This is a genomic window from Saprospiraceae bacterium (assembly GCA_016713025.1).
GTDB lineage: Bacteria > Bacteroidota > Bacteroidia > Chitinophagales > Saprospiraceae > OLB9.
This window is the reverse complement of sequence record JADJPZ010000004.1, coordinates 1,346,983-1,368,898: the sequence shown is the minus strand read 5'-3', so window position 1 is coordinate 1,368,898 and position 21,916 is coordinate 1,346,983. Positions and strand designations below refer to the sequence as shown.

Here is a 21,916-nt window from a genome sequence, read left to right as displayed (position 1 = left end):
GTTTTATTCTTTTAAAAATAACTTGATTGCCTCTGCACATAGCTCTTCGTCATCAAAGAGAGTATTTTCTTCAACCACATTCGGGATAAGACTGATATTGCGCATCATGGATTCCGGTTGTTTCTGCAAATGCAGTATATATACCTGCACATTTTTTTGTTCAAGATTGAGTATGATAGATTCTAGTGAGTATAGACCGGACTGATCGATGTAGGGTACTCTTTTCATGTCTATAATTAACAACTTCGCATCCTCTGTAACTTTTTTTCCTAATTGCATAAAATACTCGCTATTACCGAAGAAGAGTGGGCCATTGATTTTTTTTATGGCGACATGTTTTCTGATATTCTCAGGTATATGGTATCTTTCATGAAGCTTTTCCTGTTCTTTGGAAGTTTGCATAGATGTACTGGCCGACTCCTTTTGTGTGATATCACCCATCTGTTTGATAAAAATGACAGATGATACGATCATGCCGGCTGCTACTGCCTGCAAAAGATCGACAAAAACTGTCAAAATCAATACCAAAACAAGAACAAATGCATCCGATTTGGTGATCTTTCCGATATGGCTGAGTCCTCTTTTATCGACTATATCTATACCTACAGTCAATAGAATACCTGATAGCACAGGCAGTGGTATTCGGGATGCCAATGATCCCAGACCTACTAATACCAATAATAAAAATACGCCGTGAATGGCTCCTGACAATTTTGTTTTTCCGCCTGATTTTATATTGACCAATGTCCTCATTGTTGCTCCTGCTCCGGGTATTCCACCTATAAATCCAGCCACCATATTTCCGATACCCTGTCCTATGAGTTCTTTATTGGAGTTATGGCTTGTTTTAGTTACATTGTCAGCAACCACCGAAGTGAGCAGGCTATCGATAGCGCCTAATGCTGCCAGCGTGACGGCAGGCATCAAAATAAGATTATACTCCGAAATGGCAGAAAGAATGTTAAAATGAATCGTGGGCAAACCCTTGGGGATATCACCGATGACTGCCACTCCTGAGTCCAGGAAAACGGATAATATTGTGACTCCTGACAAAGCGGCAAGTGTACTGGGTATCGTTTTGGTGATGCGTGGAAAAAGATAGATGATAGCCATGGTTAATAATGTCATACCCAGTGAAGGCCAATGAATGGCTGAAAATGGTGTCCCGAGATTCATTATGATCTCCGGTATAGTTTTGGGAGAAACATGGCCAAGCATAGGAAATAACTGTAGGAATATAATAATCACGCCTATACCGGTCATAAAGCCCGATACTACAGGGTATGGGATATATTTAATGTATTGACCTATTTTGACAAATCCCATGACAATCATAAAAGCACCTGCAAGCACAAAAGTCAAAAGAATAGCAGGAATTGCAGCTTCAAGACTGCCTTTTTGGCCAATAATTAAGGCGATCATAGCTGAAGAAACAACTGTCATAGGTCCTGTCGGGCCACTCACCTGAGTATTGGTGCCACCAAATAAGGCCGCAAATATACCGAGACCTATTGCTCCATAAAGTCCCGCAGCTGCGCCCAAACCAGACTGAACCCCAAAGGCCAACGCTAGTGGCAGCGCCACAATACCTGCTGTGATACCACCAAAAAGATCTCCGCGTAAAGTATCTTTTGAAATCATAAAAAGAAAATTTTGTTTGTATTTTTTAAAAAAGGTTGGACCGTTGCCAAATCACAAAAAGAAAATATTTTGATGAAAATAGCCATGTCCATATTAATTTTGTATTTTTATAATTGACAAATTGAGTATGAACAATAGTTGTGGCAACATGATTATTTTTTTAAGTCGATTTCATGCAAAATGAATATTCGACATCACCAAAAAATAAATAAAGTTGTCATACGAAAGTTCGATAACACCAAAGATGAAGAAATGTCTTTACCTACTTTGAGGGTGGTATTATCTGTTTAAGTCATGTCGGGAGGAGGAGTATCTATAGTGAAGTCTGTATGAGTTATATAGATTTGAATTTCCGGAAAGGATCTTTCACTTACAAGAGAAAGGAATGGGCTGCAAATAATAAACTCATTAGAAAATACATTTTCTGTAATATCAATGGCTTGAAAGCCTTCTGCATCTATTTGTTCACAATATTCAGTTTCAAAAGTAAAGCCATTTAATTGATTAGTACTGAAAGTAAGATTCAGAAAACCAATTAATATCAGCCACACACAATATTTGTTCAACTTATCGCTCATATAATCTTGTAAAAGCCTGAATTCAAGCGGCAAATGCAACTTTAGTTAATAAATTATATTCCTGTATTGGCGACTTAAATCCAAACCTTTTGCGAGGTCTTTTATTAAGTTGATTTTCTACCTTCTTTACATCTTCTTTGGAAACTGTGTCAAAGTTAGTTTTTTTAGGAAAATATTGACGAATCAAACCGTTTAAATTTTCATTTGAACCTCTTTGCCAAGAACTGTATGGGTCTGCAAAATAAAAGTCAATGCCCAGCTTGTTACTTATATATTGGTGATCTGCAAATTCCCGACCATTGTCGGATGTTATACTGTGTATTCGCCCCTTCTCATGTTTTAGGGCTGCTACGATGAGTTTGGCGATTTGTTTTGAGTTTTTACCCTCTATCTTCCTTATCTTTACGAGGCCCGTCTTCCTATCATTCATGGTCAACAGCCCTCCTTTATGATTTGCGCCGACTATTAAATCTACTTCATAATCACCATATCGCGACCTGCGGTCGACCTCTTGTGGTCTGTCGTGGATACTCTTGGTGTTTGTTAGTTTTCCTCGACGATCTTCCGTCACACATCGCCTTTTGTACTTCTTCTTGCGCCTCAAATGTTTGTACTTATCACCTCCTTTTTTCTTGTCGGCGATGATATATTGATAGATGCGCTCATGGCTCACCATCTGCAACCCACCAGGTGCCGGGGTTTTGCTGATTTGCTCAGGACTCCACTTTTGTTCCAGTTGCTTGTCTACATATTGCCTGACTTCTTCTGTAAACTTGATGGCACGCGGCTTGTCTTTTTGCCGTTTAACGTACTTGCTTTGCGCCAGATCGCAGTGGTATATACCGTTACGCTGATTGCAATTCCTCTTGAGTTCTCTGCTAATTACTGATTTATCTTTACCGATGGCTATTGATATATCTTTTTGTTTATAACCTTGTTTCTTCATCACACTTATTGTGTACCTTTGTTCTTGTGTTAAGTGACTCATATTGGCATCTTTGGACGGGAGACAATATAGTGACTTTACCATTCAGGGGAAGGGAGTTGTACTCCTTTCCTTTGAAAAAAATTGATAAAGGCATTTTTACCTCCCGAAAAGTTGCATTTATAACTTGAATCTAAGAATTAATGAATTTTTTTAATTGAACAAATAATAATTTTTAATGTTAAGTATAATCATGTTGGGTAAGTATATATCGATAGTCTTTTTACTTGCAATGGTACATTGTACCATATATACAACTATTGCTCAATACAAAGGTGTCAAAATTTCTATTATTTTGGGAGGGGAAGAAGAAAACTCTTCTGATGAAAAGTCTTCTAAACCAGGTGAGAAGCTCGACGAATATTTATTTACGCCACAGAAAAACATGGTAGTTTGTTGCATTAAGAACAATGAATGGAATCAACAAAATGCTTATTATTCATTGCATCACAATGAGGCAGGAATAAAACCACCACCTGACAATCCACCGGAAGTTTAATTTTTATATATGCAATTTCTATTATTTTAATAAAGAATAGAAATTGCACACTTTTTAATCATCAAGCTATTTGGCATTATATAGCCTTGATTATAAATTGATTAGGATTGACCGAAAAATGTTTTTTAGTCATCTTATTTTTATAAATTAAACAAAAAATGGAAAACAAATTTTTAACAACAAAACATTTAAATTCAGATTTTGCATCAGGACTTGTGGTATTTCTTGTAGCATTGCCATTATGTCTCGGTATTGCACTGGCATCCGGTGCGCCTTTGTTTTCAGGGATCATTGCGGGTATCATTGGTGGTCTGGTAGTTGGATTTTTAAGTAATTCTCACGTAAGCGTCTCAGGACCTGCTGCCGGTTTGGCTGCGATAGTGTTATCTTCGATCACGACTTTGGGATCATTTGAGTTATTTTTACTTGCAGTAGTATTATCTGGTGCCCTACAGCTTATACTTGGTTTTCTTAAAGCGGGAAGTATATCAAACTATTTTCCCAATAATGTAATAGAAGGCATGCTTGCAGGTATAGGCGTCATCATATTTTTAAAGCAAATACCACATGCTTTCGGATATGACAAAGATACTGAAGGAGACCTTGCTTTTGAAGAGAAATCAGGCGGAAATACTTTTACTACTCTGCTAGAATCATTTGACCATATCAGCATAGGTGCGACAATAATCACTGTGGTATCCTTAGGTATACTGTTGATGTGGGACAAAGTACCTGCTCTGAAGAAAATAAAATTATTGCCGGGCGCCTTGGTTGCCGTATTGGCGGGTATTATAATAAATGAAATTTTTATACAAACAGGATCGGGCCTGAGATTAGATTCATCACATTTAGTGACACTTCCGGTGCTAAATTCAATTTCAGAAATCGGCTCTCTGATCACATTACCGGATTTTTCAGGTCTTACCAGTAAGGCAGTATGGACAGTGGCTGTGACACTGGCGATTGTTGCTTCTATTGAGACTTTGTTGTGCATAGAGGCAAGTGATCGCATGGATGTATATAAGAGGTACACCAGCACCAATACTGAATTAAAAGCTCAGGGTATCGGAAATGTACTCAGCGGACTGATAGGCGGATTACCCATGACATCAGTAGTAGTGAGAACATCAGCAAATATCAATTCAGGAGCAAGGACCAAGTTGTCGGCTATTATTCATGGAGTGCTGTTATTGGTTTGTGTACTTGCTATACCGTCACTATTGAATAAAATTCCTTTGGCTACTTTGGCTGCTATACTAATATTGATTGGTTTCAAATTGGCTCACCCTGATAAAGTCAAAAAATTCTGGGCTCAGGGTAAGTTTCAGTTTATCCCTTTTATAGTTACATTGCTTGCAGTGGTCTTTACAGATTTATTGACTGGTGTTGCGATAGGGATGTTTATAAGCATATTGTTTGTTTTACAGGGCAATCTGAAGCGCGCTTACTATTTTAGAAAGGAATCCTATCATTCAGGAGATATTATACACATTGACCTGGCGCAGGAGGTATCTTTTTTAAATAAGGCTGCTATAAAGTTAACACTTGGGCACCTTCCCGAAAACTGTACTGTGGTCATCAATGCTGCTCAGTCTGAGTATATAGCCCATGATGTACTCGACCTGATCAAAGAATTTAAAGAAGCGGGTGGTCCAGAAAAAGGGATCAATGTAGAATTAGTAGGCTTTAAAGATAAGTACAAACTTGAAAACACCCTTGAAGAGAACAGGCATACCTGGGTAGAAAGTAATTAAGAGTATGTTTAAAATTTATAATTTGGAAATTAAATATTAATAAAAAAATAAAAACAAAAAATATGAAAGCACATAGCGCAGAATCTCAATCCACAGTCACTCCTGAAAAAGCACTTCAGTTTCTGAAGGAAGGGAATGGCAGATTTGTTAATAATCTGAAAGTAAACAGAAATCTTCTCGAGCAGGTTAATGATACCCGGGAAGGTCAATGGCCTTTTGCCATCGTTTTGAGTTGTATTGACAGCCGTACATCAGCAGAGCTGATTTTTGATCAGGGGCTTGGAGATATATTTAGTGTACGGATTGCAGGTAATATTCTAAATGAAGATATCCTCGGCTCTATGGAATTTGCCACAAAAGTGGTTGGCTCGAGAATCATCGTAGTACTTGGCCATTCTAAATGTGGCGCTGTCAAAGGAGCATGCGACCATATAGAAATGGGCAATCTCACCACTCTGCTTAATAAAATACAACCTGCAGTTTACGAAGAAAAAACCACCACAGAAAACAGAACCAGCAAAAATGCTGAATTTGTGGAAAAAGTAGCTTCACTAAATGTACATCTGACCATGGAGCGGATAAGGAGAGAAAGTGTCATCATCCACGAATTGGAAGAGTCAGGAGCAATCAAAATCGTAGGTGGGATGTATGATGTGGATACAGGAAAAGTTGACTTTTATGAATAGTTGATTAATAAGCCGGGTGAGAGCCCGGTTTTTTTTTGCTTATGATTTAAATCATAATGCAAGCAATGAATATCATTTTTTGGTTTTAATCGATATTTGCAAATTATAACTATCTTTGCATCATGAAACAATATGTCGCAAGATTGCTTGTTTTTTTATGTATCATTTCTTTTACACCAATGAAAGAAGTGATCAAAGCACCTTTGATTGTCATCCATTATCTTGACCATCTTGAAGAAATGCCTGAGATGACATGGAAGCAATTTTACTTCATGCACTATACCATCGATATACATTTTGATGAAGACTACGAACAAGACAGACAGCTCCCATTCAAAACATTTGAATACAGTCAAATTCCCACTTTTCTAATTTCCGCTGATCATGAGTGGCCAATCAGACCTGCATTTATCACCCACGACAATGAGCAGCATCTCAACGCAGCTTTTTCTCTCTTCATTGAAGACGCCAAGCTCAAAGGCATCTTCCACCCTCCCAGATTTTCCTGACCATTAACTTCAGATAAGTTGAAATTTAACTTACTGTTTGCATAAAGTATATTTCTTTATACATAATGTAATTGTTTTTAATAGTATGATAAATAGCTTTCAACTTATCTGCATGACACATTAGGGCTGAATATTATTTGCCTTACCATATTGGCAATGAAATATTTTCAGTCATTCAGGAAATTTAAATAATCAAACATGTTAAATCGAATCATTGATTTTTCGATTAATAATAAGCTCATTATAGGCTTAATGACCATTGCATTGATTGCAATCGGTGCCTATGAAGCTACCAAATTACCTATCGATGCTGTACCGGACATTACCAATAATCAAGTACTTGTCATCACTCAGGCTCCTTCATTTGGGGCAACAGATATCGAAAGATTGGTAACTTTTCCAATCGAACAGGCCAACAGTAATATCTCAGGACTCAAAGAAATTCGTAGCTTTTCCAGATTTGGCTTGTCCTTGGTTACCATGGTCTTCGATGATAAGATAGATGTTTATTGGGCAAGACAGCAGGTAGCTGAAAGATTGCAAAAAGTACAAACAGAAATCCCACCTGGCATCGGTATACCAGAGTTGGGTCCTGTTGCCACTGGATTGGGTGAGATCTATCAATATGTAGTTAAGCCCCAAAAAGGATACGAATCAAAATACGACGCTACATCACTGCGTACCATTCAGGATTGGGTAGTACGCCGCCAGTTAATGGGCGTCAAAGGTATCGCTGAAGTTTCATCCTTTGGAGGTAAGCTCAAACAATACCAAGTCGTTGTCGATCCAAATAAGCTCAATGCACATGGGGTCACTATCTATGATGTATTCGATGCCCTTGAAGCTAATAATCAGAATACCGGTGGCGGATACATTGAAAAAAATGCTACAGCTCTGTATATTCGTACTGAAGGACTTATTGGTTCAAAAGATGATATTGGCAAAATAACGGTCAAATCTGTATCAAGTACACCATTACTTATAAGGGATATAGGAGAAGTAACTGAGGGCAATGCCACTAGGTACGGAGCCGTGACCTACAATGATCAGGGAGAAGTAGCTGGCGCAGTAGTGATGATGCTCAAGGGTGCCAATAGTAGCGAGGTGATCAAAGATGTAAAAGCTAGAATTGAACAAATCAAAATGAATTTGCCAGAAGGCGTCGAGATAGAACCTTTTTTAGACAGAACCAAGATGGTCAATAATTCCATCAGCACAGTATCAAGAAACCTGATGGAAGGCGCTCTGATTGTGATTTTTGTATTGGTGGTGTTTCTGGGTAATCTCAGAGCTGGTTTACTGGTAGCATCTGTCATACCGTTGGCCATGCTTTTTGCAATCATCATGATGAATATCTTTGGCGTGAGTGGCAATCTGATGAGCCTTGGTGCCTTGGATTTTGGGCTAATCGTAGATGGTGCAGTCATTATCGTAGAGGCTGTCATGCATCAGTTGAGACATAGTAAACATTATACAGGAATAGAAAGACTTTCCAATCATCAAATGGATACTGAAGTGAAACAATCAGCAGGTAAAATGATGAATAGTGCAGTTTTCGCTCAGGTGATAATCCTCATTGTATATCTTCCTATCCTTGTATTAGACGGAATTGAAGGTAAAATGTTCCTTCCTATGGCACAGACCGTGATGTTTGCGCTTCTTGGTGCATTTTTGCTTTCAGTAACCTACATACCGATGATGAGCACCATTGTCTTAAGTAAGAATCTTAAACACGATCTCAATCTTTCGGATAAAGTCATGATCCGGTTGGAAATTATCTTTCAAAAGTCACTGGAGTTTTTTCTCAAGATACCCAAAATCACTATTACAGCTGTATTGATTCTTTTTGTGATATCTGTATTGATTATGTCAAGAATGGGTGGTGAGTTTATTCCTGCTCTGGAAGAAGGAGATTTTGCTGTAGATACAAGGGTACTAACTGGTAGTAATCTGAATACTACCGTAGAATTTACCCAAAAAGCCGCTCATATACTTCTGACACGATTTCCCGAAGTAGAAAAAGTGGTGACAAAGATTGGAAGCGGTGAAGTGCCTACAGATCCTATGCCCATGGAAGCCAGCGATATGATGGTGATCATGAAACCTAAGAAAGAGTGGAAAAATGCCAAAACCTTTGATGAAATGGCTGAAAAAATGGGCAAGGAACTGGAAGATGTGCCCGGCATCACGGCAGGATTTCAGTATCCTGTACAGATGAGATTCAATGAATTGATGACCGGAGCGCGACAGGATGTAGTATGCAAGATTTTTGGAGAAGATTTGGACACTTTGGCTCATTATGCAAAGCATATTGGCGAATTAGTCAACACAGTGGAAGGAGCACAGAATCTATATGTTGAAGCAGTGACTGGAGTTCCTCAAGTTATCATCTCCTATGACAGAAATGCATTGGCCCAATACAATATAAGTATAGCAGACGTCAATAAAGCGGTCAATATGGCGTTTGCAGGACAGAGTACAGGCATGGTTTTCGAAGGTGAAAAGCGTTTTGATCTGGTAGTCAGGTTAAAATCTGAAGCTAGGCAAAGTCTCGAAGATGCCCAAAAACTGCTTATACCTATCGGCAATGGGCAGCAAGTGTCGCTATCCAAACTGGCTGATGTCTCCATCAAAGACGGACCTAATCAGATACAAAGGGAAGATGCCAAGCGCAGGATTGTGGTCGGCTTCAATGTCAGGGGCAGAGATGTGCAGAGTATCGTGACCGAATTGCAAGGCAAAGTCAATAGTCAAATCAAATTTCCAGCAGGATACTATATCACTTACGGTGGTGCTTTTGAAAATCTCAATCAGGCTAAAAACAGGCTCATGATCGCTGTACCGGTATCCCTGATACTGATATTTATACTCTTGTTTTTTGCCTTCAATTCGGTAAGGCAAGGTTTGCTTATATATTCGGCCATACCGCTATCAGCGATTGGTGGAATCTTTTTCCTTGCTTTCAGAGGTATGCCATTCAGTATCAGCGCCGGTGTGGGTTTTATTGCTTTGTTTGGGGTAGCTGTTCTCAACGGTATCGTCCTTATAGCAGAGTTCAACAGGCTCAGGGAAGAAGGTTGGAAAGATCTGAGAAAGATAGTGCTCATGGGTACAAAGGTGCGTTTACGTCCGGTATTAATGACGGCGTTTGTAGCATCACTGGGATTTTTGCCTATGGCGATCAGTAATGGCGCCGGTGCAGAAGTGCAGAGGCCTTTGGCTACGGTAGTTATCGGTGGACTGATGGTCGCCACTTTTTTGACGTTGATCGTTCTTCCAATCTTGTATATCCTTTTCGAAAGGAAGATTTTAGAGAAGGAAGATATGACTGAATTGCCATATGATGAACATTAGTAAATTATTTTTTTCAAAAACAAATAGTATGAACCTTACAATAAAAAATATAGTCGTTGTCTTTATATGGTTGATATCTTTACATTTATATGGACAGGAAATCATCAATCTTGAAAAGGCTGTAGAAATTTCAAAAGCCAACAATGCAAAACTCAGATCAGATGCCGGTTTGCTGAAGTATCAGCAGGCTTTTGTCAATACGGCCTATAATTTTGCACCGACGCAAATCAATGCAGAATTGGGACAATTTAACAGCACTTACTTTGATACTGGGGTGGGTTTTTCACAGACATTCAGCCTTCCTAAGGTTTATCAACGTCGGGCTGCAGCCTATCAGCAACAGGTCAAAACTGCAGAATATTATCTCAAGCTAAGTGAAGCAGAAATCAGACAACAGTTGGATCAGATTTTTATGGAGTATAGTTATCTGACAGCTAAAGAAAATTTGCTGAAAAATCAGGATAGTTTATACAACGCATTCGTACAGAAGTCACTTTTAAGATGGCAGAAAGGCGAAACAGACATCCTCGAAAAAACAACTGCGGAGCAGCAAAAACTCAACATATCCAATCAATTGTCCATGATCGGCAAGATGAAGGAATATGTCATTCTGCAGTTGCAATGGTATCTCAATGATGGACGAAAGTATGTTCCTCAGACTGATGATTTTGGAGTGTTGAAATACGGAATATTTTACGATAGCCTTTCTTTGCAAAAGCATCCTATCCTACAAATGGCAGCACAAGAAATAACAACAGCCCGAGCAATGACCCAAGCTGAGAAAACAGCATTATGGCCGGAACTCAACGCAGGTTACAGAAATGTGAGTATCAGAGGTACAGGTGCTGACAATGTAGTTTATCAAGGTGGCGATAGATTTAGTAGTTTTCAAGTTGGTGTGGGCATTCCTATATTCCAAAAAGGAATCAGGGCGTCAATCCATTCTGCTCAAATGGTGGAGGAAGTCAAAGCCAATATGTATGAAGCCAAAAAATCAGAAATCAATGCTCAAATTCAAGAAAAGTATGTGCTCTATAATGCAACTATGGCACAATTGGAACAATACGAAAAGAGTGCTTTACCCAATGCACGTTTAATCCGAATTGTTTCCGAACAACAATTTGGCAGTGGGCAAATCAATTACCTTGAATATGTCATGCTGACCAATCAGGCAATAAATATAGAAAGCGAATACCTTGAGCTAAAACGCAATCTTAATACACACATCATTCATCTCAATTATCTCACCAGTAATTATTAGTTAGAACTAAAAAAATATTTTATAAATATTTAAAATAAATAAATAATGACAAGTTTTAAAATAAATATACTTATTCTTTTTTTCTCAATAGGAATATTTCATAGCTGTAAGCAAAGAGAAGAAACTACCGTAGATACTGCCCATGTCGTAGCCGTAGAGTCCGTAGTTGATCTTACGGATGCTCAATTCAAGAATGCGCAGTTGCAACTATCACTTCCTGAGAAAATGAACATAGGCCACGTCATATACCTGAACGGCAAAATAGAAGTGATGCCCGAGAATTCCATCACGGTGAGCAGTCCTATGGCAGGATTTGTACGTCAGATCAAGTTGATGCCTGGCATGAAGGTAAGCAAAGGTCAGACATTGGTCCGCCTAGAGGAGAAGGAGTACATTCAATTGCAGCAGGATTATCTTTCTGCCAAAAATGCTTTGGCGTTTGCAAAATTGGATTTCGATCGTCAGTCAGAACTCTCCAAAAATCAGGCAGCCAGCGAAAAGGTATTGCAACAGGCTGATGAGAAAGTCAGACAAAATCAAATCTTGGTGAAATCACTCGGCGAAAAACTGAAACTCATCCACATCAATCCGGCGACACTTTCTGCCGATAATATGACATCGCAGATAATAATGGTCGCACCCGCATCAGGCACCATAGCAGAAGTATTGGTCAATAGCGGTAAGTATGTTCAAGCAGGAGAAGCCATGATCCGGATGATAGACAATACTGGTGCAAAGCTAGTGTTAAAGGCATTTGAGAAAGACCTTCCTTATCTCCAGGCAGGGCAAAAGTTATTGGCATTTTCAAACGCAAAACCAGATCAAAAGTTGAATGGAAAAATCGATTATATAGTCAATACCATTGGCGATCAAGGATTTGCCAATATCATTTGTTCAGTAGAAAGCCAATCTATGCCTTTACTGCAAGGCATGTATATGAATGCAGAGATAGAAGCAAATCGCGCGGCGAGTTGGACAGTTCCGAATGATGCCATCGTAAGTTTTGAAGGCAAGGAATATGTCTTTTTTGAAAAGGGGAATCAAAGTTTTGAAATGCTAGAGATTCAACCAGGCCAAAAAGAATCAGGAAAAACACAAATCATTAATTTTCAAATCTTTACAGGTAAGAAAATTGTTACTAAAGGTGCGTACACATTATTGATGAAGATGAAAAATGTGGCTGAGTAGTGTTGTTAACTTGTAGTCTAAAAATAAACGATTTATGAAACAATTTATAAGTGATGTATCTCAAAAAAGTTTTCCGATAAGAGAACAAGTATCGGCAAGTTCAATCAGGCCTGCTATCTTTGAAAAAATCAAGGAAACTTTTCCAGATTTTAATGAATCTTCATTTATTGCCATTCAGGAGTTGAATGAATTCAGGGAACAATATATTTCAGATTACCTTGCTCAGGAGTTGAAAGCAATTTCTAAACTTGAACATACTGTCATGGCAAAGTTTAAAGAAAGGACTACCATTTCTGACAAACTGGAAGCAGACCAAGTGGAAGTACCTACGCTTGGACAGCGCATGGCGGATCATGTAGCCACTTTTGGAGGAAGTTGGACATTCATTGGGTATTTTGCTCTTTTTCTTGTGGTCTGGATATGCATTAATGTGTTTGTATTTTACAATAAGGGTTTTGATCCCTATCCATTTATTCTTTTGAATTTAATCTTGTCTTGTATCGCTGCAATTCAAGCGCCTGTTATTATGATGAGTCAAAAAAGACAGGAAGAAAAGGACCGCGAGCGGTCAAAAAAGGATTACATGATCAATCTGAAAGCTGAACTCGAAATCAAAGCACTTCACGAAAAAATAGATCATTTGATTATCTATCAGCAGGAACAATTGCTTGAAATACAAAAAGTGCAGATAGAAATGATGAATGATATCCTAAAATCAATCAATAAAAGTTGAAAATGAAAAACCAAAACATTCAAACAGAAGTAGATGCTAGTTATTTGTATGGTATCCTTGCGCAGCACGAAGAAAATCCCGACGTGGCAGAAATCTTTCGTCAGATGAGTGACATTGAAAAAAGTCATGCGTTGGCTTTTATGGTTAAACACAATATACCTTCAGAGCCTTTTCCAGCACCTTCGGGCAGAGCTAAAATGCTGCAATTTATAGGCAAAGTGATGGGCTATGACTACATCCTTGGCGTGCTGATGGACACAGAAAAAAGTCTTTCAAACACAATAATCAATACCAGAATAAAATTGAAGCCTGATTCATCATCTATTTCAGATACTGCTCATGTCACGATACTGAAAAACTTACTGGATAATCAGACCAAAGTTTCAGGTTCTAATCTTGCTAGATTTGAAAAGCGTCACAGGTCAGTAGGTGGCAACGCATTGCGCGCAGCTGTTCTAGGTGGTAATGATGGTTTGGTATCCAATTTTAGTTTGGTAATGGGTATAGCAGGGGCCACTAGCGGAAATGATGAAGTGTTATTAGCAGGTATGGCAGGTCTGATGGCAGGTGCACTTTCCATGGCATTGGGTGAATGGATTTCGGTCAAAAGTTCGCAGGAACTGTATGAAAATCAAATGAATCTCGAAATGGAAGAGCTTGAAGTCAATCCTGATGGAGAAGAAAAGGAAATCGCACTCATTTATATGTCCAAAGGAATTCCAGAATCTCAAGCCAGAGAAATGGCTGCTGAAATTATAAAAGATAAAAGCAAAGCACACGAGATATTAGTAAAAGAAGAATTGGGTATTAATAGTGAAGAACTCAAAGGCTCAGCCATGGAAGCAGCCATAACTTCATTTTTATTATTTGCCATTGGCGCTATCATTCCGGTCTTTCCTTTTTTCTTTCTATCAGGATTTAATGCTGTGATTTTGAGTACTGTGGTAAGTGCCATTGGCTTATTTATCATAGGATCAGCCATCACCCTTTTTACAGGCAAAAGTATCTGGTTTTCTGGTATGAGACAGGTTTTTTTTGGTTTGGCTGCGGCGGCCATAACCTATGGTATCGGTAGCTTGATCGGTGTACAGGTAGCAGGATAAATTTTTCATCATTTACCTTACACGCAACAACATAATTTTTCATAATTTTAAAAAATATTTATCATGAACGACGCACATTTGCATTTAGTGTTTAATCACTTCCCGATCATCGTACCTATCGTTGGTCTTTTGATTTTAATAGTAGGCTTTTTTATTGACTCCGATGTTGTAAAGAGTACCGCTTTGGGCGTGTTTGTATTGGGAGCCATTCTCACCTTTCCGGCCATGTACACAGGTGAAGGTGCGGAAGAAATAGCTGAAAAATTACCTGACGTCACCAAACAATTGATCCATGAACATGAAGAGAAGGCAGAAATATTGGCCATCATCAATTACATACTTGGTTTTGTATCTTTGATAGGCTTTTGGGCATACTGGAAATAAAAATCATTTGCCAATTATATGGCAATAGCAGTCTTGTGCCTTGGATTGGCTGGTCTGTATTTCGGTAAAATGACGGGCACATCAGGAGGAGAGATCAGACACACAGAAATCAGAGTCGGGTATGACGGTGGTCAAGGAGTTGATCCTGAAGGCAACGGTGTAGAAAATGATGACTGATTAGAATTTGTATAAGACTGAAAAAGTCAGGGTAGGTTTTTGTCTATTTTATTCCAAAAAATGGATTAGGGGTTCAATAATGTAACTGATGATCCAAAAATATTTCCGAGCACCACACCATTTATAAGATGTTTTCGTATATATGTGGGATGTTCATAGTATTCCAGAAAGAGTCTAATATTTGGTGTTTTTATCTTGATTTAAAATAATTATTAATAGTTTTTTCCAATCACAATTAAAGTTTATGTCTTATTTTTTTAAATTCACTTTATTGTGTGTGTCTTTTTTAGTGGTTTTTAATATATCATCAGGTTTCAAACTTGATCCTAAAAACCCACCTACGGGGCAGACTGGCGCGCCTAATGAAACAACTTGTAGCACTGCGGCTGGGTGTCATTCCGGAGGGAACTACTCAGGAAGTGTTGCCTTGGAAGGATTGACAGACAAAATCCAGCCATTAACGTCCTACAATGTGAGTATTACTTTAGTATCCACTTGTGTCAATACAGGTTTTGAGTTGAAGGTATTGGATATAAGCAATGCTAATTGTGGTACCTTAACAGCAGGAACTAACAATAACATAAAAACTGCTGGTAGTAAAATGTATATTAGACAAACAAGTGCTACTACCTTATCTGGCGGTAAAGCATCTTATACATTTAGATGGACATCACCAGCTTCTATACTTGGAGATTCAGCATTTTTTTATTATGTCATGCTACAGGCAGATGGTAATGGTCAAAAACAGGAGATAATGTTGTAAAAGGTAAAAAGGTAGTGGGTATTTCTTCTACATCAGCTACAACCGAGAATGAAAGTGAAATAAAAATACATGTGTATCCTAACCCTACATCTGACTTTATTAACTTAAAATCTGAGCACTTTGATCCTGTACAAGTTAAGATTATGAATCCAAATGGTACTGAAATTATGAATTTTACATTAGACAAATTCAAGACTTTAAATGTAAAAGCACTAAAGAGTGGTATTTACTACCTATCATTTAAATCAGAGTCTGCTTCTCTATCCAAAACCATAACCATAATTCATTAATATTTAATGGTGCAAACACATACAACAAATCTTAAACTCATGGGCAACCAGTTTGAATTAACGGCTGTCCATGAGTCTTTAGAAATTTGTAAACAAGCAATTGAAATGGGTATCCTAGAAGTCAGAAGAATTGAAGCCTTATTGACTACTTTTTCTGAAGACAGTATCACGGCCTCGATCAATAAAAATGCTGGTCTACAACCTGTTCAAGTTCCTGATGAAGTTTTCCATATCATTGAACGATGCCAACGAATTTCCAATCTGACGCAAGGAGCATTTGATATCACTTATGGCTCGGTTGATAAAAAATATTGGAATTTTGATACCAAAATGACCCAATTACCAGATCCAAAGATAGCGAAAAAAGCCGTAAAATTGGTAGATTATAGAAATCTAGTGCTTGATGCCAAAGAGTAAACCGTTTTCTTAAAATATAAAGGAATGCGAATCGGATTTGGTGGTATCGGCAAAGGTTATGCAGCAGAAATGGCCAAAAGAGTGATGCAAAATATAGGCATAAATGATGGTGTGGTAAATGCTTCTGGCGATCTGACGGCTTGGGGACATCAGGCTGATGGAAAACCGTGGACTATTGGTGTAGCCAATCCAAATTTTAAACATCATATCATTGGTCGTTTTGAAATCAATAACGGTTCTGTCGCTACAAGTGGTGATTACGAAAAATTTGTCGTTATCGGTGGCAAAAAATATTCACATACAATCAACCCAAAAACCGGTATGCCGGCAGAAGGAATGAAATCTGTTACGATCATAGCTCCCTTTGCTGAATTGTGTGATACACTGACTACTCCTGTTATTATTATGGGTGTAGAAGCAGGATTGCACTTTATCAATCAGATACATGGCGTAGAAGCTATATTGATAGACAGCACCGATAAAATTTATTATTCAAAAAATATTAAAATATCAAAAAATGAAAATCTTAAAATCGAGTAATTTTAAATTTGCCATTGTAAGTATTGCCATAGTACTTTTGGCATCTTGCAATAGTGCCAAGCCACTAAGCTTGATTTACATCAATGATGGTGAAATGCCATTATCTATCAGGAAAGTAGAAAAATCAGAAATCAGTTTCCAATTGTACAGAGAAGGTGCTGCCGGCGCTACCGGTGGCAAGAGTAGTGGTGGTTGTGGTTGTAATTAAATTTCCTATCATTAAAAAAATAATTAATCAGAAATGATCAGAATCACTATAAATACTTTGTTTTTTCTTTTTTTGAGTTTGCATCTTTTTTCTCAAACATTTAAAATTGATACAACAAAAACATTTGAAAAAAAATCTTTAACCTTTGATGAAGCAAATATAGTAACATCATTTTATCATCAGGATGGTAATCATTCAGCCATCACAGGTGGTATTGGTACTGAAAAATTAACCGACATAGCCAATGTTATTTACTTCAAGTTATCCTACCAAAATGGAAAAGGCAAAAAGCATATCTTCGGTGCGGAAATGGGCATCGATTACTATACATCAGCTTCTTCAGACAATATTGATTTTAAAGTATCATCAGCTTCTTCGTCAGATGTCAGATTTTATCCTCCAATCAATTACACTAATGAAAACCTAAAAACAGGATTTTCTAAAGGGGCAAACCTTGCTTTTTCCAAGGAATATGATTATACATCTTTTGGCGGTGGTGTCAACTTTAATAAAAAGTCAAAGAATCAAAATACAGAATTCGGAGCACGATTCAATGTCTTTTTGGATACTTATAGTCAGATTGTGCCTACGGAATTCAGATCGAGTTTACCTTCCAGACAGCAAAAGAAAGGCGAAATCGGCAATGCTGCCAGAAATACTTTTGATTTGTCTATGACACTGTCCCAAATATTGACAAAACGTTTCCAAGCGGCTTTAACGCTGGATGTGGCTTATCAGGATGGCTTATTAAGTACGCCTTTTCATAGGGTTTATAAGTCGGATGGTTCATTGGTACGAGAGACACTTCCTGATATGAGATTAAGAATTCCTATAGGAATAAGGGCTAATTATTTTGTCGGAGAGAAAATGATCATCAGGTCCTTCTACCGGTATTATCAGGATGATTGGGGGATGAAAGCCCATACCCTGCAAATAGAGGTGCCTTATCGACTTTCATCTTGATATTCTTTAAGTCCTTTTTACAGATATCATACACAATCAGCCATTGATTATTTTGCCCCAAAAGGTGAGACAACTATTGATGCTAAGTATTTTTCATCAGATTTTGACTTGTCTGATTTGAGTAGTAATTTTTATGGTATAGGAGTAAGGCATACACCTTTCAAAACGATGCTCAATTTATTTGCCATCAGTCAGCTTGAACTAAGAGGGCTGTATATCATCGCAGTGATGGTTTGAATGCCGGTATCGTATCATTTCATGTGCAATTTAAAGGATTTTAGATATAACAGTGAGAATATGTTTTTTGAATATTTATGCCAATGTCGTTTAGTTAAGACATCTCTATGAAGTTTTTCCCTTGTAAGGGAAAGATTTAGATAGGGTAAAAAAAAAAAGAAAAATTCCTTATCTGAACGACATTGATATTTATGTTATTTTTTGGCATAAATATTTTATAAATTTACTTTTCTATTTTAAATAACATAACTCATTAATAATCAATATTTAATATGTAATTATAAATTATTATGTAAAAATAATTATTTTTTTACTAAAAAATATGAGTACAAAAGTATTAGTCCATACTTATCTATTTGTAAAACATTTTATTCAAAACTTTAAAAATTTTAATCCGTATGAAAACGAATCTTTTTAAAATCGCACCAATTTTCCTCCTCTTTGTTGGATTATTTATCACATCTTGTACTGAAAGTGATGACCTATCATCTGCTTCCCTTGACGAATATGCTGAAGAAACAGTACTCAGAACTATTGACTCAGTAGGCGTAGGCCGTAAAGGATGTTTTGAGCTTGTATTTCCGGTTACATTAGTTTTTGGAGACAGTTCTACTGCAACAGCAGACTCTTATGAAGCTATGAAGGATGCTATCAAAGCTTGGAGAGAAAAAAATCCTGAAAGCAAAATCAGACCTAAAATCGCCCTACCATTCCAAGTGGTCAAACCAGATGGTGAATATGTTAACGTTACGACTGATGCAGAGGCCAAAGCATTAAAAGCAATGTGCGGAAGACCAGGTCACGGACCTAAAGGCCCAAAAGGTAATCACAAAATGTGTTTCAAGCCTGTCTTCCCGTTCACTGTTCTGCTTCCGGATGGCAAAGAATTTACATTAAACAGCGCAACAGACAGAAAAGCACTTCACGATGCCATAAAGGCATATTACACGGCTAATCCTGGTGCAGCAAGAACAAAACCTACTCTGAAGTTTCCGGCTACATTTGAGATGTCAGATGGCACAAAAGTAACAGTAAAATCTAAGGAAGAGTTGACAGCCCTTAAAGACTCATGTAATTAATTATTGTTGATTTATGAATCCTGATTATCAGTGATTTGATAAAAGGCGGACACTTTAAAGAAAGTGCCGCCTTTTGTTTTTATGAAATATTATCGGGATGATTGGCATCTACTTTCCCGAATTCATCCACATAGATTTTAAAAAGTATAAAAAATACAGAAATCAGCAATGGGCCAAAGATGACACCTATAAATCCGAAAAGACTGATACCAAGCATGACGCCAAGCAATGTTACTAATGGGTGGATATCCGCAAGTTGTTTTTGTACCACAAATCGGGCAATATTATCTACAGAACCTATTACGATAAAACCCCAAAGCGCCACTCCGACTCCCTGCCAGGTGCCTACAAATGCAAATTGATAGATCGCTAACGGCAGGTATATGGCCAGGCTGCCGACGATCGGAATCACTGAACTGATCGCAGTCAAGATACCCATCAGGATAAATTCTTCCACTCCAAAAATCCAATATCCGATAAAGCCACAAAAACCTTGAACTACAGCGACGATAGGTATTCCCAAGGCATTACTGTATACCAAAGCTCTGATATCTTTGATAATAGACTTTACATTGGCTGATTTGAAAGGAACACTTTGTCTTAGCCATTTTTCGACTTCTCTTGTATTGGCGAGTAAAAAGTAAAGAACAAGATACATGATGACCATATTGCCCATTGCACTGAATGTGCCTCCCAATGTTTTTTGAGCAAATGGTACTAACTGCCCGGTTACCTTACTGACATTTGCTTCATTGAGTATGTCAATATTGTATGATGATAGCAGAAAACTATTAATTTTTGAAAACACATCATTGATCGTACTGGGATTATTGATGATAGGCGTGATCTTATCTACAGCCACTGAACCCATATAAGCCAAAGGTATGACCATAACAATGAATGAAACCAGCATCAGTGCGATGGCAGCCAACGCAGGCTTCCATTTTTTGATGATAACTAAATATTTGACAGGATACATAAGAATGACATACAAAGTCACTGCCCCGAAAAAAGCGCTGACCAGATAATACAGTTCCATCACGATTATAAATCCCAGAAATATCAATAAAGCAAGAAAAAAAATCTGCCTTATGATGTTTGGATGAATAATGGATTTGGAAATATGGTTTTTATAGCTCATTTGTTTTATAAATTTATAATACAAAGTAAAGCAATATTTCCAAAATGACGATATATTCGGGGTGCTTTAGGGATATTTTTTTACCTTTGCATTTTGAAAAATTGTATATGTCGCATATTGTTGCCATTGTAGGCAGACCAAATGTGGGTAAATCTACTCTTTTTAATCGTTTGATTGGGGAAAGAAAAGCCATAATAGATAATGTAAGTGGTGTCACGAGAGACAGAATCTATGGTTTCTCTGACTGGAATGGAAAAAATTTTACTGTAGTAGATACCGGAGGTTTTGTAAAAGGATCCACAGATATCTTTGAAGCAGAAATACGACGTCAAGTGCAAATAGCCATGGATGAAGCTGGAGTTATTGTGTTTCTGACGGATGTATCCACAGGGATTACGGATCTCGATGAGGAAATAGCGCGTATGCTCAGGAAAAATCCAAAAAGAGTAATCCTCGCAGTCAATAAAGTCGACAACGCCCAAAGACAAATGTCAGCCAATGAATTTTGGAGTTTGGGTTTTGAAGATACCATTTTTATATCTTCCATTTCCGGTAGCGGCACCGGTGATCTGTTGGACATCATTGCAGACATCCTTCCATCAGGCGAGAATGGACCTGAAGGTCTGGATAAAGATATTCCTAAAATAGCCATCGTAGGTCAGCCAAATGTAGGAAAATCATCCATGACCAATGCACTGATAGGAGAGGAGAGGAACATAGTGACTGACATACCAGGCACTACCAGGGATGCTATTTATACTTTGTACAATAAGTTTGACAAAAAATTCTATCTGATAGATACGGCCGGAATTAGAAAAAAAGCAAAAGTTCACGAAGACCTTGAGTTTTATTCAGTCTTAAGAGCTATCAATGCTATTGAAGAAGCTGACGTCTGTCTGCTGATGCTCGATGCAAGTGTTGGTATAGAATCTCAGGATTTGAGTATCATGTCTTTGATACAAAAAAGGAAAAAAGGTCTTGTCATCCTTGTCAATAAGTGGGATTTAATCAAAAAAGAAACCAATACCGCCAGAGATTTTGAAAAAAATCTTAAAGAAAAAATGGCACCGTTTACGGATGTACCTGTGATATTTACCTCAGTACATGAAAAACAACGAATCTTCAAGACCGTTGAGACATTGCTGGAGGTCTATGAAAACAGACAGCAAAGAATAAAAACATCAACCCTTAATGATGTCATGCTTGAGATTATAGAAAAAAATCCACCTCCTTCTCACAGGGGCAAATATATAAAGATAAAATATGTTGCCCAGTTGCCTGTGGCTTACCCGGCTTTTGTTTTTTATTGCAACTATCCTGATCACGTAAAAGTGAGCTACAGACATTTTTTGGAAAATCAGCTGAGAAAACATTTTACGCTCACCGGGGCTTCTATAAGTGTATATTTCAGAGAAAAATAATTGAG

General features: G+C 37.8%; 21 protein-coding genes and 1 pseudogene. 18 read left to right on the top strand and 4 right to left on the bottom strand.

The genetic code is table 11. From position 1 onward, the window contains the following. Window positions 1-3: 3 nt before the first annotated feature. The 3 genes from IPK35_12210 to IPK35_12200 all read right to left on the bottom strand — a co-directional run bounded on the left by IPK35_12210 (window position 4) and on the right by IPK35_12200 (window position 3,207). The gene (locus IPK35_12210) at window positions 4-1,641 is read right to left on the bottom strand and encodes a SulP family inorganic anion transporter (protein MBK8054001.1); all 1,638 of its coding nucleotides are present in this window, start codon (window positions 1,639-1,641) and stop codon (window positions 4-6) included. Window positions 1,642-1,928: 287 nt separating this feature from the next. Continuing rightward, entirely contained in the window at window positions 1,929-2,219 is a 291-nt protein-coding gene (locus IPK35_12205; GenBank protein MBK8054000.1) for a hypothetical protein, read from the bottom strand. 22 nt (window positions 2,220-2,241) lie between these two features. Next, on the bottom strand, window positions 2,242-3,207 hold the full coding sequence (locus tag IPK35_12200; GenBank protein ID MBK8053999.1) for an IS30 family transposase: 966 nt from the start codon (window positions 3,205-3,207) through the stop codon (window positions 2,242-2,244). A gap of 175 nt (window positions 3,208-3,382) precedes the next feature. Between IPK35_12200 and IPK35_12195 the strand changes: the two genes are divergently transcribed. The 17 genes and pseudogenes from IPK35_12195 (at window position 3,383) to IPK35_12115 (ending at window position 19,349) form a co-directional block, all read left to right on the top strand. Further along, on the top strand, window positions 3,383-3,703 hold the full coding sequence (locus tag IPK35_12195) for a hypothetical protein (protein ID MBK8053998.1): 321 nt from the start codon (window positions 3,383-3,385) through the stop codon (window positions 3,701-3,703). Between the two features lie 158 nt (window positions 3,704-3,861). Further along, complete coding sequence (locus IPK35_12190; protein ID MBK8053997.1) at window positions 3,862-5,457, top strand: SulP family inorganic anion transporter; 1,596 nt, start codon at window positions 3,862-3,864, stop codon at window positions 5,455-5,457. A gap of 62 nt (window positions 5,458-5,519) precedes the next feature. Further along, window positions 5,520-6,143 carry a carbonic anhydrase gene (locus IPK35_12185; protein MBK8053996.1) on the top strand — a complete coding sequence of 208 codons (624 nt, stop codon included), beginning with the start codon at window positions 5,520-5,522 and terminating at the stop codon, window positions 6,141-6,143. A 122-nt stretch (window positions 6,144-6,265) separates the two neighbouring features. Further along, window positions 6,266-6,652 carry a hypothetical protein gene (locus IPK35_12180; GenBank protein ID MBK8053995.1) on the top strand — a complete coding sequence of 129 codons (387 nt, stop codon included), beginning with the start codon at window positions 6,266-6,268 and terminating at the stop codon, window positions 6,650-6,652. 198 nt (window positions 6,653-6,850) lie between these two features. Next, complete coding sequence (locus IPK35_12175; protein ID MBK8053994.1) at window positions 6,851-10,006, top strand: efflux RND transporter permease subunit; 3,156 nt, start codon at window positions 6,851-6,853, stop codon at window positions 10,004-10,006. A 28-nt stretch (window positions 10,007-10,034) separates the two neighbouring features. Next, on the top strand, window positions 10,035-11,267 hold the full coding sequence (locus IPK35_12170) for a TolC family protein (GenBank protein MBK8053993.1): 1,233 nt from the start codon (window positions 10,035-10,037) through the stop codon (window positions 11,265-11,267). Window positions 11,268-11,312: 45 nt separating this feature from the next. After that, entirely contained in the window at window positions 11,313-12,455 is a 1,143-nt protein-coding gene (locus IPK35_12165) for an efflux RND transporter periplasmic adaptor subunit (protein MBK8053992.1), read from the top strand. A 34-nt stretch (window positions 12,456-12,489) separates the two neighbouring features. Then, on the top strand, window positions 12,490-13,188 hold the full coding sequence (locus IPK35_12160; protein MBK8053991.1) for a DUF1003 domain-containing protein: 699 nt from the start codon (window positions 12,490-12,492) through the stop codon (window positions 13,186-13,188). A gap of 2 nt (window positions 13,189-13,190) precedes the next feature. Then, window positions 13,191-14,291 carry a VIT1/CCC1 transporter family protein gene (locus IPK35_12155; GenBank protein MBK8053990.1) on the top strand — a complete coding sequence of 367 codons (1,101 nt, stop codon included), beginning with the start codon at window positions 13,191-13,193 and terminating at the stop codon, window positions 14,289-14,291. A 63-nt stretch (window positions 14,292-14,354) separates the two neighbouring features. After that, complete coding sequence (locus IPK35_12150; GenBank protein MBK8053989.1) at window positions 14,355-14,675, top strand: hypothetical protein; 321 nt, start codon at window positions 14,355-14,357, stop codon at window positions 14,673-14,675. Window positions 14,676-14,693: 18 nt separating this feature from the next. Next, complete coding sequence (locus IPK35_12145) at window positions 14,694-14,852, top strand: hypothetical protein (protein MBK8053988.1); 159 nt, start codon at window positions 14,694-14,696, stop codon at window positions 14,850-14,852. Window positions 14,853-15,096: 244 nt separating this feature from the next. Beyond that, on the top strand, window positions 15,097-15,615 hold the full coding sequence (locus IPK35_12140; protein ID MBK8053987.1) for a hypothetical protein: 519 nt from the start codon (window positions 15,097-15,099) through the stop codon (window positions 15,613-15,615). Window positions 15,616-15,629: 14 nt separating this feature from the next. Beyond that, the gene (locus tag IPK35_12135) at window positions 15,630-15,905 is read left to right on the top strand and encodes a T9SS type A sorting domain-containing protein (protein MBK8053986.1); all 276 of its coding nucleotides are present in this window, start codon (window positions 15,630-15,632) and stop codon (window positions 15,903-15,905) included. A gap of 6 nt (window positions 15,906-15,911) precedes the next feature. Then, window positions 15,912-16,862: pseudogene (locus IPK35_12130) on the top strand (FAD:protein FMN transferase). Then, complete coding sequence (locus tag IPK35_12125) at window positions 16,840-17,070, top strand: DUF4266 domain-containing protein (protein ID MBK8053985.1); 231 nt, start codon at window positions 16,840-16,842, stop codon at window positions 17,068-17,070. The pseudogene IPK35_12130 and the gene IPK35_12125 overlap by 23 nt, the downstream one beginning before the upstream one ends. A 33-nt stretch (window positions 17,071-17,103) precedes the next feature. Beyond that, the gene (locus IPK35_12120) at window positions 17,104-18,033 is read left to right on the top strand and encodes a DUF3570 domain-containing protein (GenBank protein MBK8053984.1); all 930 of its coding nucleotides are present in this window, start codon (window positions 17,104-17,106) and stop codon (window positions 18,031-18,033) included. A 635-nt stretch (window positions 18,034-18,668) separates the two neighbouring features. Then, on the top strand, window positions 18,669-19,349 hold the full coding sequence (locus tag IPK35_12115; protein MBK8053983.1) for a hypothetical protein: 681 nt from the start codon (window positions 18,669-18,671) through the stop codon (window positions 19,347-19,349). A gap of 79 nt (window positions 19,350-19,428) precedes the next feature. Here the strand turns inward: IPK35_12115 and IPK35_12110 are convergent, their stop codons facing one another. After that, on the bottom strand, window positions 19,429-20,490 hold the full coding sequence (locus IPK35_12110; protein ID MBK8053982.1) for an AI-2E family transporter: 1,062 nt from the start codon (window positions 20,488-20,490) through the stop codon (window positions 19,429-19,431). Between the two features lie 107 nt (window positions 20,491-20,597). On the opposite strand from IPK35_12110, the gene der reads away from it, so the two are divergent. Next, entirely contained in the window at window positions 20,598-21,911 is a 1,314-nt protein-coding gene (gene der, locus IPK35_12105) for a ribosome biogenesis GTPase Der (GenBank protein ID MBK8053981.1), read from the top strand. Window positions 21,912-21,916: the final 5 nt, after the last annotated feature.

Coding starts and splice junctions, on each gene's coding strand:
- IPK35_12200 (MBK8053999.1), bottom strand. CDS start 3,207: ATGAGTCACTTAACACAAGAACAAAGGTACACAATAAGTGTGATGAAG.
- IPK35_12170 (MBK8053993.1), top strand. CDS start 10,035: ATGAACCTTACAATAAAAAATATAGTCGTTGTCTTTATATGGTTGATA.
- IPK35_12115 (MBK8053983.1), top strand. CDS start 18,669: ATGAAAACGAATCTTTTTAAAATCGCACCAATTTTCCTCCTCTTTGTT.
- IPK35_12120 (MBK8053984.1), top strand. CDS start 17,104: ATGATCAGAATCACTATAAATACTTTGTTTTTTCTTTTTTTGAGTTTG.
- IPK35_12180 (MBK8053995.1), top strand. CDS start 6,266: ATGAAACAATATGTCGCAAGATTGCTTGTTTTTTTATGTATCATTTCT.
- IPK35_12145 (MBK8053988.1), top strand. CDS start 14,694: ATGGCAATAGCAGTCTTGTGCCTTGGATTGGCTGGTCTGTATTTCGGT.
- IPK35_12110 (MBK8053982.1), bottom strand. CDS start 20,490: ATGAGCTATAAAAACCATATTTCCAAATCCATTATTCATCCAAACATC.
- IPK35_12160 (MBK8053991.1), top strand. CDS start 12,490: ATGAAACAATTTATAAGTGATGTATCTCAAAAAAGTTTTCCGATAAGA.
- IPK35_12205 (MBK8054000.1), bottom strand. CDS start 2,219: ATGAGCGATAAGTTGAACAAATATTGTGTGTGGCTGATATTAATTGGT.
- IPK35_12150 (MBK8053989.1), top strand. CDS start 14,355: ATGAACGACGCACATTTGCATTTAGTGTTTAATCACTTCCCGATCATC.
- IPK35_12155 (MBK8053990.1), top strand. CDS start 13,191: ATGAAAAACCAAAACATTCAAACAGAAGTAGATGCTAGTTATTTGTAT.
- der (MBK8053981.1), top strand. CDS start 20,598: ATGTCGCATATTGTTGCCATTGTAGGCAGACCAAATGTGGGTAAATCT.
- IPK35_12190 (MBK8053997.1), top strand. CDS start 3,862: ATGGAAAACAAATTTTTAACAACAAAACATTTAAATTCAGATTTTGCA.
- IPK35_12185 (MBK8053996.1), top strand. CDS start 5,520: ATGAAAGCACATAGCGCAGAATCTCAATCCACAGTCACTCCTGAAAAA.
- IPK35_12195 (MBK8053998.1), top strand. CDS start 3,383: ATGTTAAGTATAATCATGTTGGGTAAGTATATATCGATAGTCTTTTTA.
- IPK35_12140 (MBK8053987.1), top strand. CDS start 15,097: ATGTCTTATTTTTTTAAATTCACTTTATTGTGTGTGTCTTTTTTAGTG.
- IPK35_12165 (MBK8053992.1), top strand. CDS start 11,313: ATGACAAGTTTTAAAATAAATATACTTATTCTTTTTTTCTCAATAGGA.
- IPK35_12210 (MBK8054001.1), bottom strand. CDS start 1,641: ATGATTTCAAAAGATACTTTACGCGGAGATCTTTTTGGTGGTATCACA.
- IPK35_12125 (MBK8053985.1), top strand. CDS start 16,840: ATGAAAATCTTAAAATCGAGTAATTTTAAATTTGCCATTGTAAGTATT.
- IPK35_12175 (MBK8053994.1), top strand. CDS start 6,851: ATGTTAAATCGAATCATTGATTTTTCGATTAATAATAAGCTCATTATA.